This is a genomic window from Parafannyhessea umbonata (assembly GCF_012844235.1).
GTDB lineage: Bacteria > Actinomycetota > Coriobacteriia > Coriobacteriales > Atopobiaceae > Parafannyhessea.
The window spans coordinates 103,338-121,607 of the sequence record NZ_JABAGR010000003.1; the positions used below are offsets into that span (position 1 = coordinate 103,338).

General features: G+C 66.9%; 20 protein-coding genes and 1 pseudogene. 10 read left to right on the plus strand and 11 right to left on the minus strand.

Features of this window, described 5'->3' with window-relative positions; genetic code table 11:
- The first annotated feature begins 2 nt into the window (after positions 1-2).
- The 3 genes from HF885_RS04130 to HF885_RS04140 all read left to right on the plus strand — a co-directional run bounded on the left by HF885_RS04130 (position 3) and on the right by HF885_RS04140 (position 4,336).
- The gene (locus HF885_RS04130) at positions 3-941 is read left to right on the plus strand and encodes a transketolase family protein (protein ID WP_170103691.1); all 939 of its coding nucleotides are present in this window, start codon (positions 3-5) and stop codon (positions 939-941) included.
- 572 nt (positions 942-1,513) lie between these two features.
- A complete protein-coding gene (pepT, locus tag HF885_RS04135; RefSeq protein ID WP_170103692.1) occupies positions 1,514-2,737 on the plus strand; it encodes a peptidase T in 1,224 nt (407 codons plus the stop codon).
- 54 nt (positions 2,738-2,791) lie between these two features.
- On the plus strand, positions 2,792-4,336 hold the full coding sequence (locus HF885_RS04140; RefSeq protein WP_170103693.1) for a YfcC family protein: 1,545 nt from the start codon (positions 2,792-2,794) through the stop codon (positions 4,334-4,336).
- A gap of 265 nt (positions 4,337-4,601) precedes the next feature.
- On the opposite strand, the gene HF885_RS04145 is transcribed toward HF885_RS04140, so the two are convergent.
- Entirely contained in the window at positions 4,602-5,147 is a 546-nt protein-coding gene (locus tag HF885_RS04145) for a DUF1653 domain-containing protein (RefSeq protein ID WP_206109787.1), read from the minus strand.
- Between the two features lie 237 nt (positions 5,148-5,384).
- Entirely contained in the window at positions 5,385-5,627 is a 243-nt protein-coding gene (locus tag HF885_RS04155) for a helix-turn-helix domain-containing protein (protein WP_170103694.1), read from the minus strand.
- On the opposite strand from HF885_RS04155, the gene HF885_RS04160 reads away from it, so the two are divergent.
- The gene (locus HF885_RS04160) at positions 5,626-6,003 is read left to right on the plus strand and encodes a peptide chain release factor family protein (RefSeq protein WP_170103695.1); all 378 of its coding nucleotides are present in this window, start codon (positions 5,626-5,628) and stop codon (positions 6,001-6,003) included. The two genes, HF885_RS04155 and HF885_RS04160, sit on opposite strands and share 2 nt — an antisense overlap.
- A gap of 47 nt (positions 6,004-6,050) precedes the next feature.
- Here the strand turns inward: HF885_RS04160 and HF885_RS04165 are convergent, their stop codons facing one another.
- Positions 6,051-6,881: a hypothetical protein gene (locus HF885_RS04165; protein WP_170103696.1), complete on the minus strand. Its 831-nt coding sequence runs from the start codon at positions 6,879-6,881 to the stop codon at positions 6,051-6,053.
- A gap of 158 nt (positions 6,882-7,039) precedes the next feature.
- On the minus strand, positions 7,040-7,693 hold the full coding sequence (locus tag HF885_RS04170; RefSeq protein ID WP_170103697.1) for a TMEM175 family protein: 654 nt from the start codon (positions 7,691-7,693) through the stop codon (positions 7,040-7,042).
- 237 nt (positions 7,694-7,930) lie between these two features.
- Here HF885_RS04170 and HF885_RS04175 point away from each other — a divergent pair, with 237 nt between their 5' ends.
- Positions 7,931-8,221 (plus strand): autorepressor SdpR family transcription factor, encoded by a 291-nt coding sequence (locus tag HF885_RS04175; RefSeq protein ID WP_170103698.1) that lies wholly within the window; start codon positions 7,931-7,933, stop codon positions 8,219-8,221.
- Positions 8,208-8,930: an SdpI family protein gene (locus HF885_RS04180; protein ID WP_170103699.1), complete on the plus strand. Its 723-nt coding sequence runs from the start codon at positions 8,208-8,210 to the stop codon at positions 8,928-8,930. The genes HF885_RS04175 and HF885_RS04180 overlap by 14 nt, the downstream gene beginning before the upstream one ends.
- Before the next feature lie 62 nt (positions 8,931-8,992).
- Here the strand turns inward: HF885_RS04180 and HF885_RS04185 are convergent, their stop codons facing one another.
- From HF885_RS04185 to HF885_RS04195, 3 genes are all read right to left on the minus strand, one after another.
- Entirely contained in the window at positions 8,993-9,670 is a 678-nt protein-coding gene (locus HF885_RS04185; protein WP_170103700.1) for an amino acid ABC transporter permease, read from the minus strand.
- A 90-nt stretch (positions 9,671-9,760) separates the two neighbouring features.
- Complete coding sequence (locus HF885_RS04190) at positions 9,761-10,675, minus strand: substrate-binding periplasmic protein (protein ID WP_170103701.1); 915 nt, start codon at positions 10,673-10,675, stop codon at positions 9,761-9,763.
- Between the two features lie 186 nt (positions 10,676-10,861).
- Entirely contained in the window at positions 10,862-11,215 is a 354-nt protein-coding gene (locus HF885_RS04195) for a DUF2200 domain-containing protein (protein WP_170103702.1), read from the minus strand.
- A gap of 145 nt (positions 11,216-11,360) precedes the next feature.
- Between HF885_RS04195 and HF885_RS04200 the strand changes: the two genes are divergently transcribed.
- From HF885_RS04200 to HF885_RS04210, 3 genes are read left to right on the plus strand one after another with little or no spacing between them, the layout of a single operon-like run.
- Positions 11,361-12,650, plus strand: coding sequence for an amidohydrolase family protein (locus HF885_RS04200; protein WP_170103703.1), 1,290 nt, complete (start codon positions 11,361-11,363; stop codon positions 12,648-12,650).
- Positions 12,651-12,662: 12 nt separating this feature from the next.
- Positions 12,663-13,247 (plus strand): xanthine phosphoribosyltransferase, encoded by a 585-nt coding sequence (locus HF885_RS04205; RefSeq protein ID WP_170103704.1) that lies wholly within the window; start codon positions 12,663-12,665, stop codon positions 13,245-13,247.
- A 60-nt stretch (positions 13,248-13,307) separates the two neighbouring features.
- A complete protein-coding gene (locus HF885_RS04210; RefSeq protein ID WP_170103705.1) occupies positions 13,308-14,192 on the plus strand; it encodes a methionyl aminopeptidase in 885 nt (294 codons plus the stop codon).
- Between the two features lie 184 nt (positions 14,193-14,376).
- Here HF885_RS04210 and HF885_RS10455 read toward each other — a convergent pair whose 3' ends face one another.
- Positions 14,377-14,541, minus strand: coding sequence for a hypothetical protein (locus HF885_RS10455; protein ID WP_235927306.1), 165 nt, complete (start codon positions 14,539-14,541; stop codon positions 14,377-14,379).
- A gap of 55 nt (positions 14,542-14,596) precedes the next feature.
- Positions 14,597-15,142, minus strand: a pseudogene (locus HF885_RS10710) (nitroreductase family protein); the annotation flags it as partial.
- On the opposite strand from HF885_RS10710, the gene HF885_RS04220 reads away from it, so the two are divergent.
- Positions 15,111-16,097 carry a Gfo/Idh/MocA family protein gene (locus HF885_RS04220; protein ID WP_170103707.1) on the plus strand — a complete coding sequence of 329 codons (987 nt, stop codon included), beginning with the start codon at positions 15,111-15,113 and terminating at the stop codon, positions 16,095-16,097. The pseudogene HF885_RS10710 and the gene HF885_RS04220 overlap by 32 nt on opposite strands.
- Positions 16,098-16,117: 20 nt before the next feature.
- Here the strand turns inward: HF885_RS04220 and HF885_RS04225 are convergent, their stop codons facing one another.
- A complete protein-coding gene (locus tag HF885_RS04225) occupies positions 16,118-17,377 on the minus strand; it encodes an alanyl-tRNA editing protein (RefSeq protein ID WP_170103708.1) in 1,260 nt (419 codons plus the stop codon).
- A gap of 159 nt (positions 17,378-17,536) precedes the next feature.
- Positions 17,537-18,190: a cupin domain-containing protein gene (locus HF885_RS04230; RefSeq protein ID WP_170103709.1), complete on the minus strand. Its 654-nt coding sequence runs from the start codon at positions 18,188-18,190 to the stop codon at positions 17,537-17,539.
- Between the last annotated feature and the right edge of the window lie 80 nt (positions 18,191-18,270).

An 18,270-nucleotide genomic window follows, 5' to 3' on the forward strand; every position in this document is an offset into this window, starting at 1 on the left:
GAATGGCTGACGTTAAGAGGATCGCTACCCGCCAGAGCTACGGCGAGGAGCTCGTCGCCCTCGGCGCCGAGCACGACGACTTCCTGGTCCTGGACGCGGACCTCGCGGCCGCGACGCAGACCGGGAGGTTCAAGGCCGCCTACCCGGACCGCTTCGTCGACTGCGGCATCGCCGAGCAGAACCTGATGGGCGTCGCCGCCGGCATCGCGACGACCGGCCACCGCGTCTTCGCGAGCACGTTCGCGATGTTCGCCGCCGGCCGCGCCTTCGAGCAGGTGCGCAACTCCATCGGCTACCCGCACCTGCACGTGGTCATCGGCGCCACGCACGCCGGCATCTCCGTCGGCGAGGACGGCGCCACGCACCAGTGCAACGAGGACATAGCCCTCATGAGGACCATCCCCGGCATGACCGTGGTCGTGCCCTCGGACGACGTGGAGGCCCGCGCCGCCGTGCGCGCCGCCTACGAGGCGGACGGCCCCGTGTACCTGAGGCTCGGGCGCCTCGCCGCTCCGGTCATCCACGGCGACGGCTACCGCTTCGAGGTCGGCCGCGGCGTCGTGGAGCGCGCGGGCTCCGACGTCACCGTCGTCGCGACGGGCCTCATGGTGTCCTCAGCGCTCGAGGCCGCCGAGGCGCTCGCCGCCGAGGGGATCGACTGCGAGGTCGTGAACATGCACACGGTCAAGCCGCTCGACGCGGACCTCGTCGCCGAGTCCGCGGCCAAGACCGGCAGGGTCGTCACGGTGGAGGAGCACTCCGTCATCGGCGGCCTGGGCGGCGCCGTGTGCGAGGCGCTCGCCGAGAGGTGCCCCGTGCCGGTCAGGAGGGTCGGCGTGCGGGACGTCTTCGGGGAGTCCGGCCCGGCCGTCGGCCTGCTGGCCAAGTACGGCCTCGACGGCGCCGGCGTCGCCGAGTCCGTCCGCTCCTTCCTGAGGTAGCGGGACCGCCCCGTCGCGGGGCGCGCGAGGGGCGGGGCCCGCGGGCGCCGCGGTGCCGGGATCGGCACTCGCGGCGGTCGCGGGCCCTTTTTACGTTTGGAAGACGGCCCCGACTACGTCGCCTGGCTTTTCTCGCCTGGGCGAGAAAGACGCCTTATGTGACGAAAGATGCATCTTATGTATTGAAAGAGAAAATAAACAAAGCAGTTATGTATGCATCAAGCACATGCTCAAATCTGAGCGCCGAAGTTCGATGCACTTTGATGTAGTAAGATGCGTTATGTTCGATGACCTGTCAGAGGCAACAGAGCATGCCATATACCAGTTAAAACGCGCTCTCTTCCTTCTTTCCATGGCTTTCGTTCTTATGAAAATTGCTTGCCATGATGTGAAGCCTGTTTCGGCATTCTGAATTGAAATGCCAGAAATATAGCATTTCATATACCGCTCGCGTAATTGTACTTTGCAGGCAGTAAAAAAAATATTAATATTTCGAAATTGTTACGAGCAATGGTGAGGGGCCATGCCAAAAGGCGTGGCCCCTGCCTGTGCCGAAGAGGGAGGCCGTATCAATGGAGGTTATCGACCGGCTGCTTGAGTACATAGCGGTCAAGACGCCGAGCGACGAGGACAACGACTCCGCGTGTCCCAGCAGCAAGGAGCAGTTCGAGCTTGCGAACCTGCTGGCGGGAGAGCTGCGCGAGCTGGGCATCGAGGACGTCGTGGTGAGCGAGAAGTGCTTTGTGTACGCGAAGGTGCCCGCGACCGCCGGTTGCGAGGGCGCGCGCAAGCTGGGGCTCATCACGCACATGGACACCGTGTCGCAGTTCTGTGACGGGAAGATCACCCCGGTGCTGCACGAGGACTACGACGGGCGCGACCTCGTGCTTGGCACGAGCGGGCGCACGCTTTCCGTCGGCGACTTCCCGCACCTGGCGGAGCTGAGGGGTCGCACGCTGCTCACGAGCGACGGCACCACGATTCTGGGCGTGGACGACAAGGCGGGCATCGCGGAGATCATGGGCGCGCTCGAGCGCGTGCTTCGCGACGGCACGCCGCACGGTGCGCTGCGTATCGCGTTCACGCCGGACGAGGAGATCGGCACCGGCGCCGGCAACTTCGACGTGGAGTACTTCGACGCGGACGTCGCCTATACCATGGACGGCGACGCGGAGGGCGAGATCCAGTACCAGAACTTCAACGCGTGCGAGGCCGATTTCGAGGTCAGGGGCGTCAGCGTGCACCCGGGCTCCGCAAAGGGGATCATGGTGAACGCCATGCAGGTGTGCTGCGACATCAACAACATGCTCCCGTCGCTTGAGGCGCCGCGCTACACGGAGGGCTACGAGGGCTTCTACCACCTGCTCGAGATCCACGGCGACGAGTCGGCCGGCGGCATGTCCTACATCGTGCGCGACTTCGACGCGGCGTCGTTCGAGTGCCGCAAGCAGACGCTCAGGCACATCGCGAAGGTCATGAACGAGCGATGGGGCGAGGGCACCGTGACGCTTCGCATCAAGGACGAGTACCAGAACATGGAGAGCGTGATCGAGGGCTGCATGTTCACCATCGACAACGCGAAGGTCGCGTGCGAGCGCGCCGGCGTCGTGCCCAGGGTCACGCCCATCCGCGGCGGCACCGACGGCTGCCAGCTGTCGTTTTGTGGACTGCCGTGCCCGAACCTGGGGACTGGCGGCGAAGGCTACCACGGACCGTACGAGCACGCGACGGTCGAGGGCATCAACGCGGCGACCGACGTCGTGGTGGAGCTGATCAAGGTCTACGCAGAAGCCTAGGCGAGAAGGGCTTCTCGCCCGGCGCCATGTCCATATCGTGAAAGGAAGATCATCGTGGCAGAAGAAGTGGCCGTCGAGGAGACGGCGCCCTCTCCCAAGAAGAGGCACAAGCTGCACTTTCCCACGGCAATCACCGTGCTGTTCATCGTCATGCTGTTCGCGGCGGCGCTCACCTACATCGTGCCCGCCGGCGAGTACTCGAAGCTCACGTACGACGCGAGCCAGGACAAGTTCGTCGTGACGAAGCCGGACGAGAGCACGGAGCTCATGGCTCCCACGCAGAAGACCCTCGACAAGCTGGGTGTCTCTGGCAAGCTGGAGAACTTCAAGAACGGCTCGATCTCGAAGCCGATCGCCATCCCCGGCACGTACGAGCGCGTTACGCAGGCGCCGCAGGGGGTCGTCGAGTTCCTGCTCGCGCCGATCCAGGGCGTGTACGACACGATCGACATCATCCTGTTCGTGTTCCTTTTGGGCGGCTGCATCGGCGTGCTCAACTACATGGGCGCCCTGAACGCCGCCGTGGCCGCGCTGTCGCGCATCACGCATGGCAGGGAGTACCTGCTCATCATCATACTCTCGCTCCTGATGGTCATCGGTGGCACCACGTTTGGCCTGGGCGAGGAGACCATCGCCCTGTACCCCATCCTCATGCCCGTGTTCATAGCGGCTGGCTACGATGCCATGACGTGCATCGCCGTCATCTTCGTGGGTGCGTCCGTCGGCACCATGTACTCAACCATCAACCCGTTCGCCACGGGCGTCGCCACCAAGGCGGCCGGCATCGCCATGTCGGACGGCATGAGCTGGCGCTTCATCGCGCTCGTGGTCGGCACGGTCATGGCGGTTGCGTACATCATGGTGTACGCGCGCCGGGTGCGCCTGGACCCCTCGAAGTCCGTCTGCTACGACATGAAGGAGAAGATCGAGGAGCGCTGGGGGCAGCAGGGCAACCAGATCGAGTTCACCTGGCACATGAAGCTGTCGCTCGCGGCGTTTGGCCTCGCGTTCGTGGTGCTGGTATACGGCATCGTCGCGTACCAGTGGTGGTTCGACTACATGACGGCCGTGTTCCTGGCGTGCTCCATCATCCTCGCGTTCACCTCCGGGCTCGAGGAGGAGGTGTTCTTCGACAAGTACATCGGCGGCTGCGGCGACCTCATGAGCGTCGCGCTCGTCGTGGGCGTCGCGCGTGCCGTCAACATCCTGCTGGAGAACGGCCTCATCTCCGACACCATCCTGCACTTCTTCTCTGGCACCGTCACGGGAATGGGGCCGATCCTCTTCATCCTCGTGATGCTCGTGGTCTACATCATCCTGGGCTTCTTTATCAACTCGTCCTCCGGACTTGCCGTGCTGTCGATCCCCATCATGGCGCCGCTCGGAGACGCCGTGGGCGTATCGCGCGCCGCGGTCATCGCCGCGTACAACTACGGCCAGGGCCTCATCTCGTACATCACGCCCACCGGCCTGATCCTCGCGTCGCTCGCGATGGTGGACGTTCCGTTCAGCCGCTGGCTCAAGTTCATCAACCCGCTGCTGATTGCCACGATCGCGCTCAACGCGCTGCTTCTGGTGGCGCAAGTGCTCATAGGGTAGGGAAGCGGCACACCTACAGAGACACTGGGGCGGGTCCGTCGCATAGGCGCGGGCCCGCCCCTCGCGTTCGTGCAGCGCATCCGTGCTTGGGCGGTAAATCGCGCCTTCCCGCCTGCCGCGCGACGCCCCAAACAACAAATCGCGATTTGTTGTTTGGGCAGTTTGCGCCTCTAGCTGCGGAAACGTGATTTTGGGGCTTACAACAAATCACGATTTGTTGTTACGGGGCCACGCAGCCGCAGCCAGGGACCACGCGCCCGCGCGGCTAGTGGCCGGCGACGCTCGGAATGTCCTGCAGCTCGAAGCGGTAGCGCTGCGTGGCGTTGGGGTACTTCTCACGGTCCACGGCAGAGAGGAACAGCGCCTTCGGCCGCGCCCACAGCGAGCCGTCACCGTACAGCTTGCGATAGATCACGAGCTCCTCGCCGGTCTCGGAGTGACGAGCCACGTCCTCCACCAGATAGTAGTTGCCCTTGAAGTGATGGTACACGCCTCCGCGGCGGACCTCGCGGACATCGCCTTCCGCCGCGGCGCGTCCGCCGGGTGAGAAGGGCGCGGCGGCCTTGGCTGCGGCCTTGGTCGTGGGTGCGCCGTCCGCGGCGGTGCCCGCCTTGGCCGCGTCCTTCTCCACCCGCTCCGCGAGCAGCGTCTTTACGAGCCTCTTCACCGCGGGCTTGCACTTGCCGCACTTGCTGCCGGCACCCGTCGCCTTGCGCACCTGCTTGAAGCTGGTGGCTCCGTCGGCGATCGCCTTGCGTATGTCTTCCTCCGTCACGTGCTTGCACGGGCAGACGTACTTCGAGCTGGCCATGAGCCCTCCTGTCAACGCGTTTTCGCACCATGGTACGCGAATTTCGCGTACGTGGGGGGCAACCTCGCGATGGGTTGGCGTGGCTAGTCGGCCTTCGTGGGACCCATCACCGCGGCGAGCTGTTCCACGCGGAAGTGCTGCGTCCCCACGATACCTCTCGGTTTGGGGTGCTCTCTTCATCCCAGGGTAATCGTATCGTTAGGCGTTGTCGCCGTGGGGGCGAGCCAACGGCTCCGGCTACGAGCTCCAGAACGAGTGCGTGAGCTCGGTGCGGTTCTGCGCACCGCACTTCTTGAGCACGTTGTGCACGTGGACCTTGACCGTGGACGGAGCGATTCCCAGTGTGCTTGCCATGTTCTGATTGTCCATCCCCTCGAGCACCAGACGCAGCACGTCGCGCTCTCGGGGCGACAGCCCGTGCTCTTGCGCGTACGAGGGGAGCTTGCGTCCGCCGGCCGCGATGGCGTAAGGTGAGCGCATGCAGAGGGACCTCACATACGACGACTACGCGCGCTTCTCGCGCCTGTCCGCGGACGAGCTCGCGCGACAGTGCCGCGCGGAGGCGTTCCACGCGTCGGGCCCGGGCGGGCAGGGCGTGAACACGGCGGACTCCGCGGTGCGCATGCGGCACGTCCCCACGGGCATCACCGTGGTCAGCCGTGAGTCGCGCAGCCAGCTGCAAAACCGCGAGCGCTGCCTGCAGAAGATTCGCGCGGAGCTCGCCCGACGAGCGCGCAAGCCAAAGTCCCGGCACGCAACAAAGCCCACGCGTGCCTCCGTCCGCAGGCGTCTGGACGAGAAGGGCAGGCGCTCGCAGCTGAAGCGCATGCGGCGCCGCCCCGGAATGGACGAGTAGCGAGTACCTACGACGCACGCACGCCGCAGCGACGCACGCCGCGGACTTCACTCCAGGTGGAACTCCCTCAGCAGCGCACCGAGCCTCGCCTCGTCGCCGAGCGCGCCGGCGAGCTCCCCTCCGCGACCCGCGTCCTCGAGCGCCCGCGCGAGCCTGGCGAGCTGCTCGTCGCGCCTCCGCGCACCGATCGCCTCGCCCTCGGCTCGGCCCTCGTCCATGGCGTCGGCAATCTCGTCGCGGTACTTCTCGGACCAGAGCATCCTGTACCTCCTCCACTGGGGGTTGTCGCGAACCCCTCGGACCGCGTCGTCCACGCGCCTTACATAGTCGCTTTCGATAACAGTATCATTCGAGAGATAGTGCAGGAAGGCATCGAATCCGTCGCCGTAATCCCCTCGCTCGCCCGCTGCGTTCACGAACACGATGCTGGTGCCGTCGTCCAAGGGCTGCCCGTCCTGAGCGCAGGCCCGCGTGAAGTCGTAGCGCTTCCAGCCCCGGCCAAACGGGTCGTTCGCGCAGATGAAGATAACGATTGCGTTCCCCGCGTCCTCAAAGCGCTGCCCGCGGTCAAGCATGTTCGTATCCACGAGCGAAAGGTAGCGCCTCGCACGCCTTGCGATGCCGGGCGTGGCGACGTTCTGCATCTCGACGTCGTACTCGTTGCCGGCGGCATCCCTCACCAGCAGGTCGACGATGCCCGCGCGCGAGAGCGGGCCCGCGTCCAGCAGGCCCTGGCGCTCCACAAACTCGATCTCCTCGACCTCTATGCCCAGCAGCAGCTCTATGAGACCCTTGCACAGGTTCGGGTCCTGGAACACCGTGCCAAACATCAAGTCGTCGGTGATCCCCAGCCTGTCAAAGTCGATCTTGTCGCGCATCGTAGGTCAGCCTCCCTCGTCGCAGGGCCAAAAGGTGAGGCCACATGATACTCGGAGGCACTTGCAGATATTTCACTTTTATATGGCAGGACTCTTATATTGCAGAGGCCTTTACCCACGGAACCCCTGTCTCGCCATGCGGTGGCGCAAACTAGTGCCTACTCCTTTGGCTCCTGCTGGGACTCGTCTTCGGCCAGAAAGTCGAGCAGACGGACAATGCGCAGGTCAGGCACTATCCACGGCGCAAACGCGAGCACCATGGCCACCAAGGCAAGGTGCGTTGCGGGCAGGGCGAGCGCCAGCACGAACGCGGCCAGCTCGAGCCCAAGGGTGAAGCGCTCCTTGACCAGGGAGCGCTTCTCGACCACCGCGCGACGCGAGAGCTCTTCCTCGGAAGGCGCCGTCGTCCGGCAGCCGTGGCCCAGGGCGTGGCGGATGACGCGCTCGAGGTTCATGTACGTGAGTGACACGAGCATGTTGAGCACGACGTAGCACGTTGTTGGCAGGGAGGAGAAAGACGTCTTCTGCATCCAGTCCGTCGCGAGCGGGAAGAACGACAGCACAAAGAGAAACGCGAGGTTGGACCAGAGCATGCGCCCGTCCACGTGGCGGACGAGCTTCAGGAGGTGATGGTGGTTGTTCCAGTACGTGCCCACGCCGACGAAGCTCACGGCATACGCGGCGATGGCGGGCAGCAGCCCCAGCAGGTCGCGCAGCGTCGCCCCCTCGGGCGCGGCGATCCCCAGCACCATGATCGTGATGATGATGGCGATCACGCCATCGCTGAACGCCTCCATGCGCCCCTTGTCCATGTGATGCCCCCTCGGCTCGTCCTGCGCACATTCCGCGTACACCCTGCGCGCCGTGCGAAGACAGGATAGCGCACGACTGGGCCGCGGTGGGGCAGGTGCGATGGGAAAGCCGTGATGGCCGGGGTGCCGCGCCCTTCTCGCCCGGCGCCCTTGTGTAGATATTTAGACAAATATCTAAATACAGAGGAGAAGAACGCACCCTCGGGGTAGCATCTTCGTGACGAGGGGAGGGGTGCCATGGTGGGTGACGCGTTCAAGGCGCTGGGAGACCCGACGCGCCGGCGCATCCTGGAGCTTCTTGCGGACGGTGACCTCACGGCCGGGCAGATTGCCGACAACTTCGAAATATCGAAGCCGTCCGTGAGCAACCACCTGGGGGTGCTGCGGTCGGCGGGGCTCGTGACGAGCCGGCGCAGCGGGCAGAGCATCATCTATCACCTGAACACGACGGTTTTCCAAGAGCTTATGCAGTGGATCGCGGGGCTGGGCCACGCGTCCGGAAAGGATGGGGGTCATGGTCGCTCGTGAGCGGAGGGACGGTCGCGGGGGCCGCGGAGGTCGCGTGCCGCGCTTTGACAGGCGCTTGGTGGTTGCCCTCGTGGTCATCATGGCGGCAAGCGTCGTGGGGCACCTGCTGGTGTACCCGCACCTGCCGGACGTCGTTCCCACGCATTGGAACGCGGCCGGCATCGTGGACCAGCGCAGCCCGAAGGCTCTGTCCCTTGTGTTGGACCTGCTGCCGCTCCCGATGGCGGGGCTGTTCTGGCTTGTGCCGCGCATCGACCCAAACGGAGGCAACTTCGAGGACTTTTGGGGCTTCTACCAGGGGTTTGTGGTGGTGCTGACCGTGTTTATGTGCGCACTTTCGTGGATGGCGGACCTGGCGGCGCTTGGGGTGATACCCCACGAGGGCTCGGGCTTCGTGGGCATCGCGGTGCCGCTGGGCGTGGGGCTGCTGTTTGTCTGGGTCGGCAACTACCTTCCGCGCGTGCGTCGCAACTACACGTTTGGCGTAAGGACGTCGTGGGCGCTCGCGGACGAGCGCACCTGGCAGAAGTCGCAGCGCATGGGCGGCATCACGTTTGTGATCATGGGGATTGCGCTCATGGCGCTGGGCCTGGTGTCGCAGGCCATGCCAGGCGAGGTCGTGTTTGCGGTGCTGCTGGCCGTGGTGCTTGGCGGCAGCGGGTGGACGATGCTCTACTCGTATTTGGTGTGGCGCGGCGGTGACCGTTAGCCGCGGCGTTGCGGGTGGCGGGGGTGGCGCGCGCCGGGGCGCAGGGGAGGCGTGAGGTGCGGCTACGCGTCCCTCTCGCCTGTCTGCATGCGCCGGACGCGCAGCTCCAGGCGCCGTCCCACCGCCACGAGCGCCATCACGATCACGTAGTACACCACGGCGATGGCCACGAACGGCTCGAACGCGCGGTAGGTGAGCGCCTGCACGCTCTCGGCCGCGCGCATCATGTCCGCGAGGCCGATGGTGGCCACGAGGCTGGAGCTCTTGAGCACGGTGATGACCTCGTTCACGAGCGCCGGCGCCACGGACATGAGCGCCTGCGGAAGGATGACGTGAACCATCATGGGCACGTAGCGCATGCCGATGGAGCGCGCCGCGTCGTATTGGCCCTGGCTCACGCCCTGGATGCCGCCGCGCAGCGTCTCGGACACGGTGGCGGAGCCGTTGAGCCCCAGCGTGACGACAGCCGCGGCAAACATCGAGATCTTGTACCCCGTGATCTGCGGAGTTGCGAAGTATGCAATAAACAGCAGCACGATGAGCGGGATGCCACGGAAGAGGGACGTATAGAAGTCCAGAATCGCGCGCAGGGGGCGATTGCCCGCGACCTTGAGCAGGGCAATCACGAAGCCCAAGACAAACGCAAGCACAAGCGCGGCCACCGTCACCTCGAGGGTCACGGCGAGGCCGCTCAAAAACAGTGGATAGTATGGCTCTATTATCGAGAAGTTCAGGTCCATTGGCTCTTCCGCCCACGGGATGCGCGCCTGTCGTCGTCGCGTCCGGCCGCTCCACGCGCGTGCGCGTCCGGACGCCGTGCGACGCCTATTCTACTTGACGCCCTCGGTCGCGGAGCCGGCGGCGCTCACGTCGTCTCCCCAGGCGAAGTCCGCGCCCACGTACCTCTTGATGTACTTGTCGAGCGTGCCGTCCTTCAGCATCTTGCCGATCTCCTGGTCGAACGCCTTCACGAACGTGGCGCCCTTCGTGGCCATCACGCGGTAGACGCCCACGTAGTCCTGGGTGTCCTTGCGGTCCAACAGGCCAAGCACCAGGCCCTTGTTCGCGTCGCGCATGGACTGTCCCTCTGCGCCGTCGCACAGGTACGCGTCGATGCGGCCGGCAAGGACCTCCTGCAGGCACTGCGTGCCGCCGTCGTAGGTGTGGATGTCGCCGTCGGGCAGCACGGCCTCGATGAACTTGTTCTGGACGGTGCCGGTGGTGCAGGCGATGCTCTTGCCCTTGAGGTCGTCCACGGAGGTCACGGCCCTGCCGCCCAGGGTCAGCACGCCCACGCGGGGCTCGTAGTAGCCGCGGGTGAAGTCGAAGGTCTTCTCGCGCTCCTTGTTCGAGGACATCGCCATCGTGAACGACGTGTCGCTCGACTGCACGGACGCGAGCGTCGCGGAGAACTCCTGCGCCTCGAACTCGTAGGTGAAGCCCAGGCGCCGCGCCAGCTCGTCCGCCACGGCGATGTCGAGGCCGACGACCTTCTTCTTGCCGGACTTCGTCTTCTGCACGTAGCGGTAGGGGGCGAACGCGTCGTCTCCCACGAACGTGAGGTGCCTACCCGAAAGCGCCTTCTTCGACGTGCCCGCCGCGGATGCGGACGAGTCCGCGGCGGAGCCGCCGGCGCCGCAGCCGGCGAGCGCCCCCATCACGGTGACGGAGCCTGCGGCCACGAGGCCGAGGAATCCCCTCCTGTCAAGGTCGATACTGCCGATGCCATGCTGCGAGCGCGTCATGTGGTCCTCCAAGCTGGTGCGAATGCCGATGCACGGCCATTGTAGGCATCGGCCCGCCAACACATATTCCTACCATAAAGATGGGATATTACTTGTAACAAAGTGGCGTCAGCCTGCGGCGCGACGGTACCGCCGCCGCAAAGCGGTGCCGGCTGGCGTGACGGCGCCGCCGCGGGCCCGCCGCGACTACGAGCGCAGGACCTTCTCCAACGCCTTGCCGTGGGCAAGCTCGTCCACCATCTTGTCCAGCACGCGAACGTCGCGCATGAGCGGGTCCTCGATCTCTTCCACGCGCACGCCGCATATGCGGCCGGTCACCTGCATCCGCGCGGGGTTCATCCGCGGAGCGTTCCGGAAGAAGTCCCCATACGTGGCGTCGCCTTCCGCCATTGCCTCGATCGCCTGGCGCGAGTAGCCTGTGAGCCACTCCGCGACGGTGAACACCTCGTCCGCCGTGCGGCCCTTGCGCTCGGCCTTCCTTACCAGCAGGGGCCACACCTTGCCAAAGCGCATGCCAAAAACCTTGCCGTCGTCTGCCATGGACACCCCAATCGACCCAATGGACACCGCCTTCGCGGCACGCGACGCCCTCGTGCGGCCGCGTCTGATGATAGGCTAGCAACACGCGCGCCGTGCGCAAGGTGGCGCGCGGGGCCATGGGCAGACGACGCCTTGGGAGGCGAGCATGGGATACGCGTACACCAACGGGACGATCCTGGACGGCACGTGGGCGATGGAGCCCCTCGAGGGAATGGCCCTCCTTCAGGAGGGCGAGAAGATCGTGGACATCGTGCCCGCGGACCGCGTGCCGCAGGGATTTGCCCCCATCGACCTTTCCGGCGCCTACCTGCTGCCCGGCCTCGTGAACCTGCACGTACACCTTGCGATGGACGGCCGCCCGCCAAAGGCGAGCAAGAGGCCGGTCGACTACGCCAGGCTCTACCACGCGCTCACGTCCAACGCGCTCCTGAGGGCCGCGGCAAGGCGCAGGGTGGCCGGCTTTGCGCGCACGGAGCTCATGAGCGGCGTCACCACCATCCGAACGGTCGGCGGCGTGCTGGACTTCGACGCGCGGGTGCGTGACGAGATAGACGCCGGCAGGCTCGTGGGCCCGCGCATCCTCGCGTCCAACATGGGCATATCCGTCCCCGGCGGGCACTTCGCGGGCTCGATCGCGACGGAGGCCGACTCGCCGCAGATGGCGGTGGAGCACGTGGACAAGATCGCCCAGACGAAGCCGAACCTGATAAAGCTCATGGTAACCGGCGGCGTGATGGACGCGTCGGAGGAGGGCGAGCCCGGCGTGCTACGCATGCCGCCCGAGGTGGTGCGCGCCGCCTGCGACGAGGCGCACCGGCTTGGCTTCAGGGTCGCGGCCCACGTGGAGAGCTCCGAGGGCGTGCGCGTCGCGCTGGAGGGCGGCGTTGACACCATCGAGCACGGCGCACCCCTGGACGCCCATGCCATCGCGCTGTTCAAGAGGCGTGGGGCCGCGGACGTCTGCACCATATCGCCCGCGCTCCCGTACGCGGAGTTCGACCTGGGCGAGTCGCACGCGCAGCCCGTCGCAAAGCGCAACGGGCGCATCGTGATGGACGGCATCGTGGCGTGCGCGAGGACCTGCCTCGCGGAGGGAATTCCCGTGGGCCTTGGCAACGACGTGAGCTGCCCGTTCGTGACCCATTACAATTTCTGGCGAGAGCTTTGCTACTTCCACAGGTACGTGGGCGCCTCCAACGCGCAGACGCTCCACCTGGCCACGCTCGGCAACGCCGCGATCGCGGGCGTGTCGGACGTGACGGGAAGCCTCGAGCCCGGCAAGAGCGCGGACCTCCTGGTGGTCGGCTCCAACCCGCTCGAGGATCTGTCGGCCCTGCGCGACGTGCGCATGGTCGCGCTGCGCGGCAGGCTCCAGCGCCACCCGCGCGTCAGGCGCTACGCAGAAGTCGACGCCCTGCTCGACAGGTACATGTAACGGGAGGAACTCATGAGGGAACTAGAGGAGCGCATCATCCAGGAGGGCATTGTCCGCGAGGGCGAGGTGCTCAAGGTCGACAGCTTCCTGAACCACAAGTGCGACGTCGCCCTGTACGACCACATGGGCGCGGAGTGGGCGCGCCTGTTTGCCGGCAAGCCGGTCGACAAGATCCTGACGATCGAGGCCTCGGGCATCGGCATCGCCTGCGTCGCCGCCCGTCACTTCGGCAACGTGCCCGTGGTCTTCGCGCGCAAGACGGAGTCCATCAACCTCGACGGCTCGCAGTACCGCACGCAGATCCACTCGTACACGCATGGCCGCGACTACCACGTGATCGTGGCGAAGCGCTTCCTCATCCCAGGCGAGCACGTGCTCGTGATAGACGACTTCCTCGCAAACGGCTGCGCCCTCGACGGCCTGCTCGAGATCTGCGACGCGGCGGGAGTCTCGGTCACCGGTATCGGCATCGCGATCGAGAAGGGCTTCCAGCCGGGCGGCAGGAGGCTCCGCGAGCGCGGGTACGACCTCCGGTCGCTGGCGATCGTGGACGAGATGGACCCGAAGACGGGCAGGATCGTCTTTCGCGAGCAGTGATTCTGCCTAACCGCTATTGTGAGGTTGAGAAAAACGCACGGCCTTATAAGGAGACTCCTCATGTATGACAAGCTTCCGGTCCCCGGACGCAACGATGCCTGCTGGTGCGGCAGCGGCAGGAAGTACAAGAAGTGCCACGCGGCGGAGGACGACCGCCTCGACCAGCTGTACCACACGGGCGAGGAGGTCCTCCCGCGCTCGCTCATCAAGACGGCTGCGGACGTCGAGGGCATCAAGGCCTCGGCCGCGGTGAACATGGGCGTGCTCGACTACGTGGGCGAGCACATCTGCGCCGGCACCACGACCATGGACATCAACCGCTGGGTGGAGGAGTACCTCTCCGCCCACGACGCCGTCTCCGCCGACCTCAACTTCGAGGGGTACCCGTTCAGCGTGTGCACCTCCATAAACGACGTCGTCTGCCACGGCTTTCCGGACGAGAACGCCGTGCTGAGGGACGGCGACATCATCAACGTGGACATGTCGACCATAAAGGGCGGGTATTTCTCGGACTCCAGCCGCATGTACTGCATCGGCGAGGTGAGCCCGGAGCGCAAGCGTCTTGTGGACGTGTGCCACGAGTCCGTCAAGGCGGGCCTTGCCGCCGTGAAGCCGTGGGGTCACCTGGGAGACGTGGGCGCCGCCGTCCACCAGGTCGCGCTGGACGCGGGCTTCTCCGTCGTGGAGGAGTACGGCGGCCACGGCATCGGCTGCGAGTTCCACGAGGACCCGTTCGTGAGCTTCACGAGCGAGGCGGGCACGGGCCCCATCCTCATGCCGGGCATGTGCTTCACCATCGAGCCCATGGTGAACGCGGGCGACCCGGACATCTACATCGACCGCGGCAACGGCTGGGTCGTGCGCACGGTCGACGGCAGCGACTCCGCGCAGTGGGAGGTCCAGCTCGTCGTGACGGACACGGGCTACGAGCTGCTGTCCTGGTAGGACACGCGGGGTAGGACATGCGGCTGCGGCGCCAGGTGGCGTAGCCTGTCGATTGAAGTGGTAAACGCAAGGGGTGCCAGCCATCCGTTATGGGTGGCTGGCGCCTTTGCGTTGTCAGCCCAGCCTCACCCGCTTCGGGACGTCCTGCTCGGCCCGGATGCGGCACCCCGCCGCGCGCCCGGGCCTACGCCACGTCGTTCTGCGCGAAGTGGTGGTCGGCCGGCACCTGGCGCGGACCGTACTTCTCGTCCGTCTTGCCCAGGACGATGGAGCCCAGCGGCGCGAAGCCCTCCGGCAGGTCGAGCTGGGCCAGGAGGTCTGCGTCCTGCGCCAGCGCGCGTCGCCCCATAGATGTAGCAGCTGCCGACGCCCTGGTCCACGGCCGCGAGCGACATGTTCTGGATCACGGCCGCCGCGTTCGCGCTCGCGACGTTGCCCTCCGCGTCGCTCGAGACCACCACCAGCATGGGCGCGCCGTACAGCGGGTGCGCGTCCGGGTTGCCAAACATGCGCGCCGCCGCGGCGTCGATGGCCGCAAGCAGGCCGGGCCGCGTGACGACGGTCAGGTGTATGCCCTCGTACCTGCCCATGCCCACGGGCGCCTCGTACGCGGCCGCGAAGATCGCCTCCAGCTGGTCCGGGTCTGCAAGCTCGCCCGTGTAGCTGCGGATGGACCGACGGCGGTTCAGTGCCTCTCTCAGTTCCATGATGCCTCCAAGTAACGTGTGCCCTGCCACGGAGTATGCCCGTTTTGCCGCCGGGAAAATCCCGCGCGCGGCCGCGCGGACCCCGCCGAAACCGCGCGGGGCGCCTGGCGAGAAGGGCCGCGCCCCCGGTCGAGGGCACGCGCAAAACCCCGGCCTGCATGGCGTAGAATCGACGGCATCGGCAGGAGACGCTCCGGACGGGGAGGCACGCATGAGGGTCGCGGTAGTCGGTACGGGTTTCATAAGCACGCTGGTGGCGCCCAAGATCGCGCGGTGGGGCTACACGGTGACGGACGTGGTGTCGACGCCGCGCTCGCTTGCGAAGGCGAAGGAGCTTGCGGGGCCGCTTGGCGCCCGCGCGGGCTGCGACTACGACGCCGTGCTCGCGCGCGAGGACGTGGACGCCGTGTACCTGGGGGTCCCCAACGACCTTCACCACGACTACGCCATGCGCGCGCTTAGGGCCGGCAAGCACGTGATCCTAGAGAAGCCGATGGCCTCGAACAGCGGGGAGGCGCAGCAGATCCTGGACCTGGCGCGCGAGCGCGGCCTCCTGCTGTTTGACGCCACCACCACGTTCTACCTGCCCACCACGCGCAAGGTGGCGGAGTGGCTGCCGCTTGTGGGCGACGTGAGGCTGGCCGTGGCGAACTACAGCCAGTACTCCAGCCGCTACGACCGCTTCAGGCGCGGCGACATTGCCCCGGCGTTCGACCCGGCGCACTCCGGCGGCGCGCTCATGGACCTGGGCCACTACTGCGTGTCGTGGCTGTGCCGCATGTTCGGCGAGCCGCGGGACGTCACGTACGCGGCGAACGTGGAGCGCGGCATCGACACGTCCGGCGTTGCCCTTCTGGACTACGGCGACTTCAAGGCGGCGTCCATCGCGGCAAAGGACTGCGACGCGCCCAGCTACCAGATAGTGCAGGGCACCGCGGGCTACATCCGCGTGGACGGCAAGCCCAACGGCCTGGGCACGGTGGAGCTTCGCCTGCACGACGGCTCCGTCCAGACGTACGTTCCGCCGGAGCAGGACCAGTACCGGGGCGAGTTCGAGGCGCTGCGCGCGTTTGCCGAGGACGGCGAGAAGGGCCTCGAGGACTGCTGGCGCATGGCGGAGCTCGGCCTGGCGGTGAGCAGGGTGCAGACGCGGGCCCGCGAGTCCGCGGGCATCGTGTTCCCGGCGGACGCGCGCTAGAGGCGCCAGCCGCGGCGCGCCTAGCCCAGCAGCTCCGCGATGGCGGCCTCCGCCTCCTCGCGCGTGGCGGCCCAGCTGCCCTGCACCATGTGGGGCTTGCCGCCGCCGCGCCCGCCCAGGCGGCCGTTCAGCTGCTTGCACGCGGCTCGCAGGTCCGCGTCCTCGCTCGCGAGCACGTACGCGATGCGTCCGTCGCCGCCGGCCGCGGGCGAGAGCGCGGCGCACGTGGTGGCCTCCGTCCGCTCCAGCGCGCGCTCGCACAGGTAGCGCAGCTCGTCCACGTCGAGGCCGTCGCGGTAGCACGTCAGGAGCGCCCCCGTGGGCGAGAAGGACGCGACCTCCTGGTCGATGATCTTGCGGTTGGCCTGCTTCAGCAGGTGCTTCAGCTCGTCCTTCTCGCCCGAGAGGCGCCGCACGGCGTCGGGCACGTCCTCGTCCGCGACGGAGAGGAAGTTGCTCGTGTCGCGCAGGCGCCCCGTGAGGTCCTCGCACGCCTCGAGCGCGCGCCGCCCGCACAGAAGCTCGATGCGGGTCTTCTTCTTTTTGGTGCCCACGCGCAGGATCTTGACCAGGCCCACCTGGCCGGTCGTCGCCACGTGGGTGCCGCAGCACGCGCAGGAGTCCACGCCGTCGATCACCACCACGCGGATCTGCCCGTCGTGGTCCTTCTTGCTGCGATAGTCCATCGCGTCCAGCTGCTCCGGCGTGGGCAGGAGCGCGCGCACGGGCACGTCGTCGCGCACGGCCTGGTTTGCGCGGCGCTCAACGTCCAGGGCCTGCTCCGGCGTGAGGATGCCGTCGAAGTCGACCTCGATGCACTTCTCGCCCATGTGGAAGCCCACGTTGTCGTAGCCAAAGAGCGCGTGCACGATGCCGGATACGATGTGCTCGCCCGTGTGGGCTTCCATGTTGTCGCGGCGCCACGTCCAGTCGAGCGCGCCGTGGACGCGGGTGCCCACGGCAAGCGGCGCGTCCGTCAGGTGGAGCACGGTGCCGGGCTCCGCGCCGGGCACGGCCTCGCGCACGTGGACGGTGCCGGGGGCCTCCGTGGCAGTGGGCTCGCCCTCCGGCGTGCCCTGCGCCGCCGCGGGTGCGGGTGCCGGCGCGTCTGCGGGTACCAGCGTGCCGCGGTCGCCGGGCTGCCCGCCGCCTGTGGGATAGAACGCCGTCGCGTCCAGCGCAATGGCGAACCCGCCCTCCGCGGGCTCGCACGACGTCACGCGCGCGTCGAACTCGCGTGCGTAGGGATCGGTGTAGTACAGCTCGTCAAACGTCTCCATGTGGCGCCCCCTCATGCGCGGCCGCCCGGCGCGCGGGGCGTCGGGCGGCGGTTGGTTTCCAACGACACATGATAGGCGCTTCCGCGCGTCCCTCCGGGCGAGAAGCGCGACGCTCCTTGCACGCTACGTGCGCGCAGGCCGCGGCGCGCGGCGCCGGACCTACTCCAGCGTGAGCAGCAGCGCCATCTTGAAGCGCTTGTCCGCGCGCACGAAGTGGCGACCGTTCTTGTCGAACTTGAAGTTCTCTCCCGCGTGGATCGTGTGCTCCTGGCCCTCGTAGCCAATGACGCCCTCGCCGTCGAGCGCGAACACGAGCGCCTCGCCGGGGGCGGAGTGCTCAGAGAGCCCGCAGCCGGCGTCGAAGCTCATGAGCGCGAGCTTCATGCCGTCGTTGTGGGCGACGTCCATGTTCACGATGGTCCCGTCCTGGTAGGGAACGAGGTCCGCGAGGGCAAACACGTCGCCCGCCTTTACCGCCTGGTTCATGATGGTCTTCCTTTCCATGTTGAGCTCCGTGTACGTGCAGCCTTCCTGCGTGGACATGCCCACCGTGGCGCCTGCGGGCACAAAGATGGACTCGCCCGCTGCCACGTGGCGCGCGCCGTCGCCGGCGTCCACGTCGACGCTGCCGCCCGCCACCACAAGCAGCTTGTGCTGGGGGTGGGTCTCTGCGCTGATGTCCGTCCCGGCTGCGAGCGAGAAGTAGCTTACGGCAAGCCCCTTGCCCTCGTGCACTCCAAACGACGTGGTGCAGCCCGGTGTCGCAGGGTGCTCCGCCGCTATGCTGAACGTCCTTCCGGCCGTCTCCCTCATGTGGTGCCTCCGTTTCCGGCGCGCCGCCCGCTTGCCGCCCACCGGCATGCTGCACTTGGCAAGCCGTGTCGATGCCGGAC